At 70.5% G+C, this 14,610-nt stretch carries 14 protein-coding genes; 3 read left to right on the top strand and 11 right to left on the bottom strand.

The window, feature by feature from the left end; translation table 11 throughout:
* Window positions 1–104: 104 nt before the first annotated feature.
* Genes ABD235_RS21260 through ABD235_RS21275 form a run of 4 tightly spaced genes read right to left on the bottom strand, consistent with a single transcriptional unit; the run spans window position 105 to window position 4,641 of the window.
* On the bottom strand, window positions 105–1,064 hold the full coding sequence (locus ABD235_RS21260) for a helix-turn-helix transcriptional regulator (protein WP_344176634.1): 960 nt from the start codon (window positions 1,062–1,064) through the stop codon (window positions 105–107).
* Window positions 1,065–1,107: 43 nt separating this feature from the next.
* A complete protein-coding gene (locus ABD235_RS21265; protein WP_344176636.1) occupies window positions 1,108–2,313 on the bottom strand; it encodes a DUF2786 domain-containing protein in 1,206 nt (401 codons plus the stop codon).
* A 13-nt stretch (window positions 2,314–2,326) separates the two neighbouring features.
* Window positions 2,327–3,262: a sigma-70 family RNA polymerase sigma factor gene (locus ABD235_RS21270; protein ID WP_344176637.1), complete on the bottom strand. Its 936-nt coding sequence runs from the start codon at window positions 3,260–3,262 to the stop codon at window positions 2,327–2,329.
* On the bottom strand, window positions 3,259–4,641 hold the full coding sequence (locus tag ABD235_RS21275; protein ID WP_344176639.1) for a DHA2 family efflux MFS transporter permease subunit: 1,383 nt from the start codon (window positions 4,639–4,641) through the stop codon (window positions 3,259–3,261). The genes ABD235_RS21270 and ABD235_RS21275 overlap by 4 nt, the downstream gene beginning before the upstream one ends.
* 125 nt (window positions 4,642–4,766) lie before the next feature.
* On the opposite strand from ABD235_RS21275, the gene ABD235_RS21280 reads away from it, so the two are divergent.
* A complete protein-coding gene (locus tag ABD235_RS21280) occupies window positions 4,767–5,048 on the top strand; it encodes a hypothetical protein (RefSeq protein ID WP_344176641.1) in 282 nt (93 codons plus the stop codon).
* 2 nt (window positions 5,049–5,050) lie between these two features.
* On the opposite strand, the gene ABD235_RS21285 is transcribed toward ABD235_RS21280, so the two are convergent.
* Complete coding sequence (locus ABD235_RS21285) at window positions 5,051–5,854, bottom strand: LLM class flavin-dependent oxidoreductase (protein WP_344176643.1); 804 nt, start codon at window positions 5,852–5,854, stop codon at window positions 5,051–5,053.
* A 112-nt stretch (window positions 5,855–5,966) separates the two neighbouring features.
* On the opposite strand from ABD235_RS21285, the gene ABD235_RS21290 reads away from it, so the two are divergent.
* Complete coding sequence (locus ABD235_RS21290; protein ID WP_344176644.1) at window positions 5,967–7,358, top strand: FAD-binding oxidoreductase; 1,392 nt, start codon at window positions 5,967–5,969, stop codon at window positions 7,356–7,358.
* Here the strand turns inward: ABD235_RS21290 and ABD235_RS21295 are convergent.
* Genes ABD235_RS21295 through ABD235_RS21310 form a run of 4 tightly spaced genes read right to left on the bottom strand, consistent with a single transcriptional unit; the run spans window position 7,345 to window position 10,051 of the window.
* Window positions 7,345–7,824, bottom strand: coding sequence for a hypothetical protein (locus ABD235_RS21295; RefSeq protein ID WP_344176646.1), 480 nt, complete (start codon window positions 7,822–7,824; stop codon window positions 7,345–7,347). The two genes, ABD235_RS21290 and ABD235_RS21295, sit on opposite strands and share 14 nt — an antisense overlap.
* The gene (locus tag ABD235_RS21300) at window positions 7,808–8,554 is read right to left on the bottom strand and encodes an SDR family NAD(P)-dependent oxidoreductase (protein WP_184801742.1); all 747 of its coding nucleotides are present in this window, start codon (window positions 8,552–8,554) and stop codon (window positions 7,808–7,810) included. Before ABD235_RS21300 ends, ABD235_RS21295 begins: the two co-directional genes overlap by 17 nt.
* Complete coding sequence (locus ABD235_RS21305) at window positions 8,547–9,803, bottom strand: AMP-binding protein (RefSeq protein WP_344176650.1); 1,257 nt, start codon at window positions 9,801–9,803, stop codon at window positions 8,547–8,549. The genes ABD235_RS21300 and ABD235_RS21305 overlap by 8 nt, the downstream gene beginning before the upstream one ends.
* Window positions 9,800–10,051: an acyl carrier protein gene (locus ABD235_RS21310; RefSeq protein WP_012918196.1), complete on the bottom strand. Its 252-nt coding sequence runs from the start codon at window positions 10,049–10,051 to the stop codon at window positions 9,800–9,802. The genes ABD235_RS21305 and ABD235_RS21310 overlap by 4 nt, the downstream gene beginning before the upstream one ends.
* Before the next feature lie 487 nt (window positions 10,052–10,538).
* Between ABD235_RS21310 and ABD235_RS21315 the strand changes: the two genes are divergently transcribed.
* Complete coding sequence (locus tag ABD235_RS21315; protein ID WP_344176655.1) at window positions 10,539–12,788, top strand: hypothetical protein; 2,250 nt, start codon at window positions 10,539–10,541, stop codon at window positions 12,786–12,788.
* Here the strand turns inward: ABD235_RS21315 and ABD235_RS21320 are convergent.
* Window positions 12,781–13,647, bottom strand: coding sequence for an alpha/beta fold hydrolase (locus ABD235_RS21320; RefSeq protein ID WP_344176657.1), 867 nt, complete (start codon window positions 13,645–13,647; stop codon window positions 12,781–12,783). The genes ABD235_RS21315 and ABD235_RS21320 overlap by 8 nt on opposite strands.
* A 25-nt stretch (window positions 13,648–13,672) precedes the next feature.
* Window positions 13,673–14,605 (bottom strand): RNA polymerase sigma factor, encoded by a 933-nt coding sequence (locus ABD235_RS21325; protein ID WP_344176660.1) that lies wholly within the window; start codon window positions 14,603–14,605, stop codon window positions 13,673–13,675.
* Window positions 14,606–14,610 lie beyond the last annotated feature (5 nt).

Consider the following 14,610-nt stretch of genomic DNA (forward strand, 5'->3'; position numbering starts at 1 on the left):
CGCAGCGTCCGAAGAAACCGAGGCAATAGCCTCGGGTTCTTCGGACGCTGTTGCTTTCTTCGGACGTTGCCGGATTCTTCGGACGTTGCGGCTCTCTTCGGACGTTACGGGGTCTTCGTCGACTCCAGGAGGCGGTAGGCGAGGGTTTCGAGGGCGGTCCGGAGCTCAGGCGGCTCCACCACCGTGAACGGCACGCGGACGAAGGCCAGGCGTTCGGCGTACCACTCGGGGTCGTCGGTGCTGCCGACCAGGCGGGAACGGTCCGGGCCGAGGTCCTCGAGCCGGCCGAGGCTGCCGGGGACGCAGCGGGCGATCTGCTCGGCGCTCGTCTCGAAGACGATCTCCACCTGGTGCCGCCAGCCCGCGGAGAGGTGGTCCTGGACGGCCTGGGCCGGGTCGAGACCCTCGGGTGGGGTGAAGGTGTCCGGCAGCGGTTCGGCCGACATGATCCGGTCGATCCGCAGTACTCGCTGGGCGTCGCGCGAGTGCGACCAGCCGAGCAGGTACCAGCGGCCGTGCCGCACGCTGACCGCCCACGGGTCGACGTCCATGCTGAACGGCTCGGGATCGCACTCGCCCCGCTGATAGCCCAACCGCAGCCGGCGGCGATCGGTGCACCCCCGTACGACGGCCGCCGTGATCTCCGGGTCCGGCATCGCCAGCCGTGACGACGGCGGGATCATCGCCCGGATCGCGTCGGCCGGACCGGCGACGGCGGTCGGTAGCACCCGGATGATCTTGGCCAGCGCGCTGCCGGCCGGGACGGTCACGTCGGAGACGCTGTGGTGACCGCCGAGCGCGGCCATCATCAGGCCGAGCGCCTCGGCCGTCGAGAACATCAACGGGGGAACGCGGAAGCCGCGGCCGATCCGGTAACCGCCGTACCGGCCGGAGGTGGACTCGATCGGGATGCCCGCCTCGCGCAGGATCCCCACGTACCGGCGGGCGGCGCGATCGGTCACCCCGAGCCGCCGGCCGAGCCGTTCGCCGGTGATGCCCGGGCTGTTCTGGATCAGCTCGAGCGCCAGCAGCGCCTTCGCGGTCGGGCTCGCGTCCTCGTCCATCCCATCCCCTGTGTTCCGGAAGTAGATCGTCCGCGAACTCAGGTTAACGCGTGACCGGGCGGTGGTTGTCGAGCTGGGCCAGGTCGGCGGCGGTGAGACCGGCGTGCCAGCCGGCGCCGTTGGTGATCCTGGTCCGGCGGGTGACGGTCTCGGGGAAGAGCTTGGTGAACAGGGCGTCGACCTGCTGCTCGCGGCGGCTGAGCACCGGGAGGAGCCGGTCCTGGTCGGCCTCGGCCACGGCGGACCGGGCCCGGTCGGCGGTGGCCTGCAGGCGCTCGCCGATCCGCTGGGCGTAGGCCATCAGGAAGGACTGCCGGAAGGACCTGGTCCGGGACTCGCCGTACTGCCCGTAATGCTTGCCCGCAGCAAGCATCGCGCGGTTGGCCTGGACCAAAAGCGAGGTGGCCAGCAGCTCGGTCAGCTGCAGGTCGAGCTCGGCGCCGACGATGGTGACGACGGCGAGCTGGTCCATCGTCACGGTCCGGCAGCCGTTGGCGTCGGCAACCACTCCGACGAGCTGCGCTTTCGCTGTGACGTAAGGGGTTTCGACCCAGATCCGGCGCGCGCCGGAGTCGTCGGGCAGCTCGAGATCGGGGCCGGCGTCGAGCAACGCGTGGTCGAGCGAGAACTTCGCCATCAGCTCCTGCGCCTTGCCCGACAACGCCTCGGCTTCGTCGGGGAACTCGGTCGCCTCCGCCTTCGCCAGCAACGCACGAACCCGGGCCAGCATCTTGCGGTCGGTCCCGGACTGCTGCGTGCGGTCGGCGGCCTTCCGCTGGGCCGTTCCAGGCAGTGGGAACAGACGGGCCAGGGCCGGCAACCGGTACAGGAAGGCGGCGATCTGGAGCGCGAGGTCGAGCGACAGGTACCGCCCGGTCCGCTGCGCGGCGGACCAGTCGGTCAGGTCGAGGTCGTCGAACGGGTGCTGAAGCCCCAGGTCGGCCAGCTGGTCGGACCACCGGGAGTCGATGGTGCTCGGCTTGTACGCCTGGTGCTCCGCGGCGATCACCGCCGTCAGCAGCGGCTCCACACCGGGCTCCAACTGCCGCCGAGCATGCTGTACGACGTCAGCCGGGGCCCAGCCGCGCTCCCAGGTCAGGCGCATCAGGTCGGTCAGGTAGTTGCGCACCACCTGGTCGACCAGCTGCTGGTCCTGCTCGTCGTACCGCCCGAGCTCCGCGAGATGCTCTTCAGGCTCCGCCGCGACTGTTGCCTGCTGCAGCACCTGCAGGATCTCCGCTTCACTCACACTCTCCAGTCTCTCAGGTCCTGCTGACAGGTAGCCCGAAGGCCGCGAAGAGGTCCGGCCGGTGGAACGCCATCACCGCCGCGATCCCGTCCTCGCGGAGGGTGAGGACCTGGATCGCGTAGCCGTGCCAGGCCTGGTCCCGGCCGCGCAGGTAGACACCGAAGGCGGGCTGGCCGTTGGCCGACGTCTCGACCATCAGGCGCCGACCACTTCCCAGCGGCAGCTTGGCTTCGAGCAGCCGCAGGACATCGGCCCGGCCGGAGAACCAAGTGGGCACCGGCGGCATCTCCCAGCGGGTGTCGGCCGTCAGCAGCCCTTCCAGCGCGACCAGATCGCCCTTCTCGAACGCCGTGGCGTACTGGTCGAGCAGCGCACGGCGTACTGGCTCTTCCGGCTCGCTGAACTGGTCCTCCGCCGGTGAGAGCCGGGCCAGCTCGGCCCTGGCTCGCTGGAGCGAGCTGTTGACGGCCGCTGTCGTCGTCTCGAGCAGGTCGGCCACCTCTGCCGCCGGCCAGGCCAGGACCTCCCGCAGGATCAGTACGGCGCGCTGACGCGGCGGAAGGTGCTGCAGGGCCGCCACCATCGCCAGCCGGAGCGTCTGACGGTTGCCGACGACCAGCGCCGGGTCCAGCAGGTCCGGGAAGGGCTCCAACCAGCTGGTCTCCAGCGCCTGCGCCTCCAGGTCGTTCGGGTCGTTGCCTGGCGCACCGAGCGCGGACGGGACGATCCGGCGGCTGCTGTGCTGCAGCGCGTTGAGACAGACGTTCGTGGCGATCCGGTAGAGCCAGGTCTTCACCGACGAGCGCCCCTCGAAGGAGTCGAAACTCTTCCAGGCCCGTAGGTACGTCTCCTGCACCGCGTCCTCGGCGTCGTGCAGCGAGCCGAGCATGCGGTAGCAGTGTGCGACCAGTCCTCCGCGGTACTGCGCGAACTCGTCCTCCAGGTTCATACCCGCACCTCCACCTTCCGCCGCGCGGTGATCCCCAGCCCGGTCAATGCCCCGGCCAACGACAGTACGCCGCAGACGACCATCGCCCGGGTGATCCCGGCGCCGAACGACGCGTAGCCTCCCGCGCCGGCGAACACGGCGGCCGCGACGGCGACTCCGGCCACGCCGCCCAGCTGGCGGAGCATGGCATAGACGCCGGACGCCGTACCGACCGACTCGCGGGGCACGGAGCCGACTCCTGCGCTCTGGGTGGCGGGCAACGCCATGGAGACGCCACAGCCGGCAACCATCAACGGAACCACCAGGGCGGCGTACCGCGTGTCCGCGTGGATGGCCAGGGCGATCCAGAGCATGCCGGCGCCCTGCAGCAGCAGGCCGACGACGACGAGCGGCCGTTCGCCGTACCGGTCGACGAGGCGCCCGGCGATCGGCGCGACCACGAAGAGGGTGGCTGTCCAGGGCAGGAGCTGCAGACCGGCCTTCAGTGGGCCGGAGCCGAGCTCGACCTGTAGGTACTGGTTGAGGAAGAAGACCGCACCGAGCAGGGCGGCGCTGAGCAGGAAGCCGGCCGCGTTCCCCGCCGAGAACGTGTGGTTGCGGAAGAACGTCAGCGGAACCATCGGCTGGTCGCTGCGGCTCTCCCAGGCCAGAAAAGCCACCAGGAGAAGGGCTCCTGCGACCAAGCTGCCAACGACCTCGACGCTGGTCCAGCCGGAAGGCTCACCCCGTACGACGCCCCAGACCACACCCAGCACCGCCAGCGTGGCCAGTACGGCGCCCACCGGGTCGAGCCGGCGTACCGCTCCCCTGCTCTCCGGGATGCGGCGCAGGACCAGCGGTACGGCGAGCACACCGATCGGTACGTTGATCCAGAAGATCCACTGCCAGGCCAACCCCTCGGTGACCGCGCCACCGATCATCGGACCGCCGAGCACGGCCAGTCCGGTCAGGCTGCTGAACACGCCGATCGCCCAGCCGCGGCGCTCGGGTGGGAAGGCCGCCCCGAGCAGGCTCATCGACAACGGCATCACCACCGCGGCCCCGACGCCCTGCAAGGCCCGGGCGCCGATCAGCCACGGCACCGAGGGAGCGAGCGCGCAGGCGATCGACGCGAACGTGAACAGGGCCAGGCCCCCGGCGAAGGTGCGGCGCCGTCCCCACCGGTCGCCGAGGGCGGCCGCGCTGAGCATCAGTACCGCGAAGGTCAGCGCGTAGGCGTTGACCGTCCACTCGAGCTGCTCGATCGACGCGCCCAGGTCCTGCCGGATCGTGGTCAGGGCCGCGGCCACGACCAGCGTGTCCAGCGCCACCACCATCGACCCGATCGCGGTCAGCCCGAGCACCCATCGCTGCTCGCCCGTCGTCTTCTGCTGTCTCACTGCATCCTCCAGGAACTGTCGCTGTCACCGGTACTGACAGCTCCCGGACCCGGAACTCATCGCGGCGATGAGTTCCGGCGTTCGCGCCGGTCTGCAGCAGGAGAGAACAACTCCAGGAGGAACCCATGAGCAGCTCAGTGATCCGCTACCGCACCAAGCCCGAGGCCGCCGACGAGAACCAGCGCCTGATCGAGAAGGTCTTCGCCGAGCTGGCCGAGACCCGGCCGAGCGGGCTCGCCTACACCAGCCACCGGCTGGACGACGGCGTCACGTTCGTCCACGTCGTCTCGGGCGACGGCCTACCCGAACTGTCCGCCTTCCAGGAGTTCCAGCGCGGCCTGGCGGACCGCATGGAGGCACCCCTCGACCGCGAGGCGTCCACAAGGCTCGGCAGCTACGCCGGCTGACCTCAGGCCCGGGGAGGACCGGCAGCCAACCGCCGACGGACCTGCTCCATTCGCTCCGGTGCGTTGTGCGGCATCTCCCAGCGCGTCTCCAGCCACCAGGTCGCACCGGCGTCCGCCCAGGGCTTCACTTCGGCTGCGGCGGTGGAGGGGTCGGTCTCCCCCTCCGCCACCACGTCGAGCTCCGGCCGGGCCCCGCGCTCGTTCAGCCAGGCCCGCAGCGCGGTCAGCTCGGCCGGACCCGCCTCCCCGGCGTACTGCGGGAGCACGCCGTCGCAGCGCAGCACCCGGCGCATCGACTTGGGCCGCGGCCAGGCGCCGACCACCCAGATCGGGATCCGGTCCTGCACCGGTCGCCCGACCACCGTCAGGTCGTCCCGGACGGACTCGTACGTGTAGTGCTCGCCCTGATAGACCTGACCGCCGTCCCAGAGCGTGCGGATCAGGTCGATGCCCTCGTCCATCATCGCGGCCCGCGTCCGCAGGTCGAGCTCCTCGCCGGTCGACGGCAGGTCCGTCTCGACCGCACCGAGGCCGACCGCCAGGATCGCCCGGCCGTTCGACAGCTGGTCGAGCGTCGCGACCTGACTGGCCACCTTCCACGGCCGCCGCCACGGGAGCGGGGTGAGCATCGTGCCGAGCTTGATCCGGGTGGTCCGGGCCGCGATCGCGCTCAGCAAACTCCAGGCGTCGACGCCGTACGCCGCCTCCCAGACGAAGACGCCGTCCCAGCCGGATTCCTCCGCGAGAACGGCCTGCGCGAGCTGCTCGGGCGCGGTGCCGCCCGGAAGGATCATCCCGAATCTCATGGGTCCGTTCCTATCGCGGATCGGGTCCATGCCTGAAGGGCTGCTCGTCGAGACCTCGTGGAGACGGTGGATGCCACGTAGAGTAACGGGCACCGAAACGGGGAGGTGCAGGATGACTCAGACTGCGGAGCGGGGAATCGGCGACCTGAGAGCTGCCGTCGATGGACCGGTGTTCACGCCGGGTGACGACGGGTACGACGACGCGCGGCGGGTGTGGAACGCGGAGATCGACCGGCGGCCGGGCGTCGTCGTACGGTGCGCGAGCGTCGACGACGTCCGGGCCGCACTGGCGTTCGCGGTGGACACCGGGCTCGAGGTGTCGGTGCGTGGGGGCGCGCACAACGCCTCGGGGTCCGCGGTGGTCGACGACGGGCTGGTGATCGACCTGAGCCTGCTCAACCAGGTGTCGGTGGATCCGGAGGCCCGGCGGGCCAGGGTGGGCGGCGGCGCGTTGCTGGGCGACCTGGACGCGGCGACGCAGCAGCACGGTCTCGCCGTACCGGCGGGGATGATCAGCCACACCGGCGTCGGCGGGCTCACGCTCGGCGGCGGCATGGGATGGTTGACGCGGATCGGCGGGATGAGCATCGACAACCTCGTCTCGGTTCAGGTCGTCACCGCCGACGGCCGGGTGCTGCGGGCCGCCGAGGACGAGAACCCGGACCTGTTCTGGGCGGTGCGCGGCGGCGGGGGCAACTTCGGGGTCGTCACCGAGTTCGAGTTCACCCTGTACGCCGTGGGCCCGATGGTGCAGTACGGCCTGCTGTTCTGGGGCCTGGACCAGGCGACCGACGTACTGAAACTGGCGCGAGAGGTGATCCCCACGCTGTCCCGCGAGTTCAACGTGGTGATCGCAGGGCTGAGCGCACCGCCGGCGCCGTTCGTGCCGGAGCAGTTCCATTTCCAGCCCGGCTACGCCCTGGTGGTCATCGGCTTCGGCTCGCAGGAGGGCCACGCGGAGCTGTTCGAGCAGCTGCGGACGGCGCTGCCGCCGCTGTTCGAGTTCGCCACCCCGATGCCGTACGTCGCGCTGCAGCAGACGCTGGACGAGCCGAACGCGTGGGGCCACTACGTCTACGAGAAGAACTGCTACCTGGAGGAGCTGACCGACGAGGCGATCGCCGTGTTCGCCGAGCAGTTCGCGCGCAAGCAGTCGCCGCTGTCGGTCAACCTGTTCTACCGGCTGGACCAGGCGTACTCCGAGGTCCCCGACGACGCCACCGCGTTCGCCGGCGGGCGGTCACCGCGGTACGCGACGTTCATCGTCGGCCTCGGCCTGACCGCGGAGCAACTACCGGCCGAGCGGGAGTGGGTCAAGTCGTTCTGGACCGCCCTGCAGCCGCACACGATCGGCGCGGGCTACGTCAACGCGCTGGGCGAGGACCTGCCCGATGACAGGGTCCGGGCGGTCTACGGCGACAAGTACGACCGGCTGGCCCGGATCAAGACCGAGTACGACCCGGCCAACGTCTTCCACCGCAACGCCAACATCAAGCCGGCCTGACCGAAGGAGCGAGGCTCGGACCAGAGCCGGTGCTGGGCGCAAGGGCCACCGAGACGACCAGTGGACCGAGCTCCAGCGTGCGCCACTCACCGGCGAACTCCGCCGGGACGTCGAGGCCGTGCTGCGGCCACCAGGCCAGCATCGGTACGTCGGCGAGCTTGCAGAGGCACTCCGACCGGGTCCAGCGCTCCCAGAACCGGTCGGTCCCGAAGCGCTTCGCCAGCGGCGCGGGGACCGCCTGGTCCGCGTACTCGGCGTCGACGACCACTGACCACCCGGCGGGCGGTACGCCGTACCAGCCGACGCAGCGGAAGTCCGGCAGGTGGGAGCGGGTGAGCGCGTCCAGGACGTCGTCGACCGAGCCGACGCGCAGGTGCGACTCGGCCTGGTCGAGCAACTGACGGACGCGCGGGAGCGGGCCGGACACCGGGCCCCGCGCGCCGGAGTCGTCAGATACCGGCGGCACCGTCGATGACGATCGCCTGGCCGTTGATGTTCGTGTTCTCCAGCAGCAGCATCCGGACCACCGGGACGACCTCGTCCGGCTCGGTCAGGTGACCGGTCGGCGTCCGCCGGACGATCTGGTCGAGCTGGGTCTGGCCGAGCACCGCGGACATGTCCGAGGCGAAGAAGCCGGGGGCGACCGAGTTCACCAGCACGCGGCCGCCGAGCTCACGGGCCATCGAGCGGGTGGCCGAGTCCATGCCGCCCTTGGTGGCCGAGTAGGCGACCAGGCCGGGGAAGCCGCGCTGGCCGCAGATCGAGGTGATGTTGACGACCCGGCCCTTGAGGCCCTTGGCCATCATCCGGCGCAGCACGTAGCGGGTCAGCACCAGCGGGGCGGTCAGGTTGGTCTGGATGATCTGCGCGATCTGGTCCGCCGAGGTGTGCACGTGCAGCGAGTCCTGGCCGATCGCGGCGTTGTTCACCAGGCCGTCGATCGGGCCGAGCTTGGCCTCGACCTCCTTGACGAACGCCTGGGTGGCCTTCTCGTCGTTGAGGTCGACCGCGCCGGCGTGCACCTGGTCGGGGTACTTCTCGGCCAGGGCGGCGATCTCCGGCGTCACCGACCGGGCGAACGCCGCGACCTTCACGCCCGCGTCGATCAGCCCGTTGACGATGGCCAGGCCGAGGCCGCGGGAGCCGCCGGACACCAGCACGACGGTCGACGGCGGAACCAGAGTGACATCAGACATCGCTTTTCAGGGTCTCCTTCTGGGGAATCTCGGCCAGGAAGCGGATCCGGCGCGGTACGCCGTAGTCCGGCAGCCTGTTCGTGCACCACTGCACCAGGTCGGCGTCGGTGACCGGACCGAGGTCGGGGTTCAGCACGACCTCGGCGGCGACCATCCGGCCGACCAGCGGGGCCTTGCGGGCGAACACCCGGGCCCAGGCGACGGCCGGGTGGGCCATCAGCACGTTGCGGACCAGGCCCGCCGACACCTTGGACCCGCCGACGTTGATCTCGTCGGTGTCGAGCCGGCCGGTGATCAGCACCCGGTCGTCGACGAACTCGACCCGGTCGCCGGTCCGGTGCGCGCCCTCGAGACCCGCGCCGTGGTGCGGGGAGGCGATCACCAGCTCGTCGCCGTCGACCGACAGGACCGGCCGCTCGGACTCCGGGTCGGGGTCGCGGTCCAGCCAGGCCTTCGGGAAGCCGGCCTTGCCGTCGTGCACGACGATCGAGGCACCGACCTCGGACGAGGCGTAGATCCAGGAGATCCGGGCGCCCGGGAAGAGCTCGGCCAGCTGGTCCAGGATCGCCTGGTCCACCGGCTCGCCGCCGAGCGTGATCTGCTCCAGCGGGACCTTCGACAGCGCCTCGGAGTCACGGAAGATCGTCTGCCGCCAGAACGTCGGCGTACCGGACGCGGCGGTGACGCCGTGCTCGGCGGCGATCCGCGGCCAGGTCTCCAGCTCGGACGGCTCGATCACGACCAGGCCCTGGTCGGCCTGGGTCAGCGAGATGGTGATCACCTGCCACCACGCGTACGTGCCCGGCGAGTACGGGACCAGCCAGGTGCGCGGCTGCTGCTTGCCGCGGACGGTGGTCAGCGACTCGAGCGTGTGACCGATCCGCTTCGGGCGGCCGGTAGAACCGGAGGTGAGCAGCCAGACGCGGCCGGACTCCTCGACCCGCTTCAACCGTGCGGGGGTCACCGAGTGCTCGTCGCCGTTGGCGATCACGACCGCGAAGCCGGACTCGCCGAGCTCCTCGCGCATCGCCAGGTCGACCCGCGACGACGTCGCCACCAGCAGCTCGGTGCCGTGCACCGCGTGGTGCCGTACGGCGGCCAGCGCGTCCGCGCCATTGTCGACCAGGACCGCGGCCGGCGACGGCAGCTGGGGCAGCTTGTGCAGGGTCCGCCAGGTCAGCTTCTTCCCGCCGACGACGACGGAGTTGTCGTCGCCGATCAGGGCGGTGCTGCGACGCTGCGCGGTCACGCCGACTGGAGCTGCTCGATGAAGTCCAGGACGTCGCCGACCTTGGCGATCTGCCGCAGTCCGGGAGCATCGAAGTTCAGCTCGTCGCCGATCTCGTCCTCGACCCGCAGGGCCAGCTCGGAGAAGTCCAGGGAGCGGAAGCCGATCTCCCGCAGGTCGGCGCTGTCGTCGCTCGGCAGCTCCTTGCCCTGCGCCTTCATCACCTCGCCCATCAGGTCCCGGATCTGGGCGCGCGTCAACTCACTCATAGGCCAAGACTCTAGCCGGAGATCCTGGGGGTCGACGATTCGCGGGGACCCCTCGGTGGTTGATGTCACTTTCTGCTGCGCGCGTGTGGTCGGGTTGCGCGAGCCTCTGGGCTGCTCGACCTCGATCCACTCGCTCATGCGATGGGTGGCCGGTACTTGTTGGGTAGATGGGCGGCCGGCGCGTTGTCTTCTCGGCGTACGAGGGATCGGAGACGGCGGAGCCGGTCTCTGATCTCCCATCCGAGGAGGGCCAGCAAGGGAGCGGCTGCGGCGGTGGCGGCGAGGAGGAGTTCTTCTACGGGGAAGCCGGCGATGTGCTGAGCGAGCATGATGCCTCCCTGTCACGGGTCTTCACTCAGGGTAAGCGGCTGTTGCGACGGGGTAAACGGCTCGGCGGTGACGTTTTGGGGCCGACTACCGTTGGGGCAGAACTTTTGGTCGCCCACGGGTCTCTCTCCGTGTGCAGGAACAGCGGAGGGAGTACGGGGTGAGCCGACCGGGCCGGGCGATGTCGGTGGCGGCGCTGGCGAGTCTGCCGGTGCTGCCGCTGGGCTGGTTCGTCGGCCTGCAGGCCCATCCGCCGTGGGTCGCGGCGGCGTACCTGGCCTACTTCCTCGTGGTGCTCGCCGTACCGGGGACGATGTTCTGGCGGCGCCTGACCGGCGGCTCCGGCTGGTTCGCCGTCGACGCGGTGCTCGGTACGACGTTCGGCCTGGCCTGCGAGGTGTTGATCTACCCGCTCGGCCGCTGGCTCGACATCCCGCTCGCGGCACTGGTGATGCCCGCCCTGGCGCTCGGACTCTTCCTGGCCGTGCCGAGTACGACGCGCTCCACCAAACCGACCCCCTGGTGGTCGGTGGCCGGTGTGATGGTCGTGGCCGGGGTGGTCGCGGCCTGGTTCGTCCGGGTCGGCTCCCGGCTCATCCCGCTCGACGGACCGGCGGCCCTGCGCCCCAACTCGGACTCCCCGTTCCAGCTGTCGCTGGCAGCCGAGCTGACTCACCACTTCCCGCCGCAGGTCCCGTACGTCGCCGGAGAGCCGCTGCGATACCACTGGATGGCCTTCAACCACATCGCGTCGGCGCACTGGATCACCGGCATCGAGCTGGACGTTCTGACCCAACGGGTGGTCCCCTTCGCGTTCCTGCTGCTGACAACGCTCGGCGCCGCCGCCGTCGGCATGGTCCTCACCGGTCGCGCAGTCGCAGCACCGATCGCCGCCGGACTCACTGTGCTCGCCGGCGACCTCGGACCGTGGGGCTGGACGGTCACCCACACCCTGTACCACGACAGCCCGCTGTCGATGGGGCAGATGATCAGCACGACCCAGGCCTTCTCCACCGTGCTGATGCTGCCGCTGATCGCCGTCACCGCTCAGCTCGTGCGGCGTCCACCGGGCCAGACCAGGAAGCACCTCGCCGGACTGTTCCTGGTGGCCGGCATCCTGATCAGCGTCCTCTCGATCAGCAAGGCGACCGCACTCCCCGTGTACGGCGCCGGTCTGGCCGCCGCGTGGATCTACCTGACCATCAAGGCCCGTCGCCTCAACCTGCGCGCGCTGGTCCTCGGCCTGACCGTCGCCGCGACGTACGCCTTCAACTTCTTCGTCGTACTGCGTGGTGCGAGCCAAGGCGTGCGGTACAAGCCGGCCGGGACCTACCGGACCATGCTGGACGGCATGCTGCGCGGCATCGACCCGTCGGTTCCGGTCGGCCGCTCGGTGCTGCTCATCGTGACCGCGGCCGTGGTGATCGGCTGGCTGATGCCGGCGGTAGGCGCACTGCTGATCAAGCGCCGGCTCCCGCGCGACCCGATGGTGGTCTTCCTGCTGGCCGGGCTGATCGGAGCCGTCGCGGCCACCAGCCTGCTCTACCAGTACAGCCAGGCTCAGGTCTTCTTCGTCCGAACCGCCTTTGCCTACGGGGTCCTGCTCGCCGCGTGGGGTCTTGCCTCGCTGGAGCGCCGCCAGTACCTGGTGGTCGGTCCGGCCCTGGCCATCGGCGTCGCCGCGATCTACATGGGCAGGGCCCAGACCAAGACGCTGATCCGCGACTGCCAGGACACCAGCTGCCTGGACCGGATCTTCTCCGCTCCACTGATCGCCGCTCTGATCCTCACCGCGGCGGGCATCGTCGTGCTCGGCGTGAGCCTCCGGAAGCGTTCACTGCGGACCTGGGGAGTGATCACCGTCTGCGCGCTGCTCGGGCTGACCGTGTCTCCGACGGTGGTCGGCCTGCGGCAGTTCGCGTTCCCGCCGCAGACGGCGTACGACTCGATCGCGCCCGGTGGGATCGAAGCGGCGCGGTTCATCCGCCGCCAGTCCGGGCCGGACGACCTGATCGCGACCAACATCCACTGCCACGCCCCGACCGGTCCGCGCTGCCACACCGGCTCTTTCTGGATTCCCGGGTACGCCGAACGCCGGGTGCTGGTCGAGGGCTGGTCGTACACCGCGAAGGCGAACGACGTGAAGAGCTCGACCGAGGCGTCGTACGGGCCGTTCTGGGACCAGGAGAAGCTGAAGGTCAACGACGAGGCCTTCACCGCTCCGACCCGCAAGGTGCTGGACCGCCTGCGCACGCAGTACGGCGTGCGCTGGCTGCTCGCCGACGACCGGGTGAACCCGGCGCCGGAAGAGCTGGAGAAGCTGGCCGAACTGCGCTTCCAGTCCGGCACGGTGCGCGTCTACCAGCTCTACCCGCCACGGGTCGGCGCCGGTTCCACCCCGATCAGCTAGTCCTGCTCACGAACTTGGTGACCGCGGCCGCGAACGCCTCGGGCTCCTCGAGGTGCCCGAAGTGGCCGCTGTGCTCCAGGAAGACCAGCTCGGCGCCCGGGATCAGCTTGGCGAGCTCCTCGCTCCACCTCGGCCCGCAGATGGGGTCGAAGCGCCCACCGATCACCAGCGCGGGCAGGTCGAGCCCGCCGAGCAGCGGCCGGTCGTCGATCGTCTCCGGCGTACCGTCCGCGGCGACCGCCTCGACGTAGGTCCCGCCCACGCCGGCGCTCAGCGTCGCGAACTCCTGCTCGCGCGGGCCCCAGTAGTCGGCCAGGTACGCCGGAAAGATGCCGCGGGCAACCTTCGCGAACTCCTCGTCGTTGCTGATGCTGCCGATGGCCTGGACGACGGCCATCACCTCGGGCAGCGCCGGGTTGCCGGCCTTCCGGGCGGCGAACGCGCCGAAGTTGCGGCCGGCCTCCTCGCCGAACTCCGGTCCGGTCACCGGAGCGCTGTCGTACAGGACGACGCCGGCCAGCCGGTCGGCGTGGTGCAGCGCGAAGCGCTGGGCCACGAACCCGCCGTGGGAGTGCCCGATGAGGTACACCGGGCCGACGCCGAGGTCGTCGATCACGGCGGCCAGCCGGTCGGCGTACCGGTCCCGGACGTAGCCGCGCGGGTGGGACGGGAGCCGGCCGGAGTCGCCGGTGCCGACCGGCTCGACGTACACGACCTGCAGGTGCTGCTCGACGACGGGCATCCGCAGGTACTCCCAGTTGATCCCCGGGCCGCCGGAGTGGGCGACGAGGGTCGGTCCACTGCCGTGCACGTGGTAGCGCTGGGTGATGCCGTCGACCTCGATGGTGTGAGTTGTCATGCCGGCAAGACGGAGAACGACGGCCTTAGTTCACCGGCTGCGCTGTGAGGCCGGCCACACGGTCCGCATGGAACAACCGGAGCTCTTGGACCCGCCCGTCCCGCAGGGACATCAGCCAGGTCACCGCGGGCGGGCAGTGCTCGGGATTGTCGGGCGCGTTGAGCAGGTCCATCTCCCACACCGCGAGGTCCCGGCTCGCCACCACGTGGCGGACCCGCTGCCGGACCCCGGCAGTCAGGTCGGAGTCCATGCCCCGGTTGAGGAAGTCGTGTCCGACGATCGGCTCCGGACCACTGAGCAGAGCGACGTCCGGTGACCAGCGCTCGGCCAGCACCGCCGGGAACTCGCCACGCTCCGCGGCCGCCAGCGTCTCGCGCGCCTCTCGCTCGCTGGCCGCCATCAGCTGTGAGGCGTCGCTGTGAGCGGTGTCGGCCGTGGCCAGCAGCGCTTCAGCCAGCCGGGCGCGCCCGAGGCTCAGCCGGCTCCTGACAGTACCGACCGGCACGCCACAGGCGTCCGCGATCTGCTGGTACGACGTGACGCTGGTGCTGAAGTGGCGAAGCATGATCGCCAGCCGGATCTGCGGCGGCAGCTCGTCCATCGCCGACCAGATCCAGTCGCGCAGGGCGTGGCGGTCGAGCGCCTGCTCAGGGGTGAGATCCAGCGAAGCCAGTGCCACCTCGTCGACCGACAGCGGGTACGTCGTACTGCGCAGCCGGGTCCGGCAGGCGTTGCGGACGATCATCCGCAGCCAGGCGCCGACGGCATCCGGCTGCCGGACGTCGCCGATCCGGCGGAGTGCTGTGACCGCTGCGTCCTGCAGCACGTCCTCGACGTCAGGACTGTTGCCCAGCAGGCTGACTGCTACCGCGCGCATGCCGGCCTGGTGCCTGGCCAGCAGCGTTCCCAGAGCTGCGACATCTCCAGCCTGGGCGCTGCGGGTCAGGTCGGCGTCCACGTCCT

The organism is Kribbella lupini (genome assembly GCF_039529595.1).
Taxonomy (GTDB): domain Bacteria; phylum Actinomycetota; class Actinomycetes; order Propionibacteriales; family Kribbellaceae; genus Kribbella; species Kribbella lupini.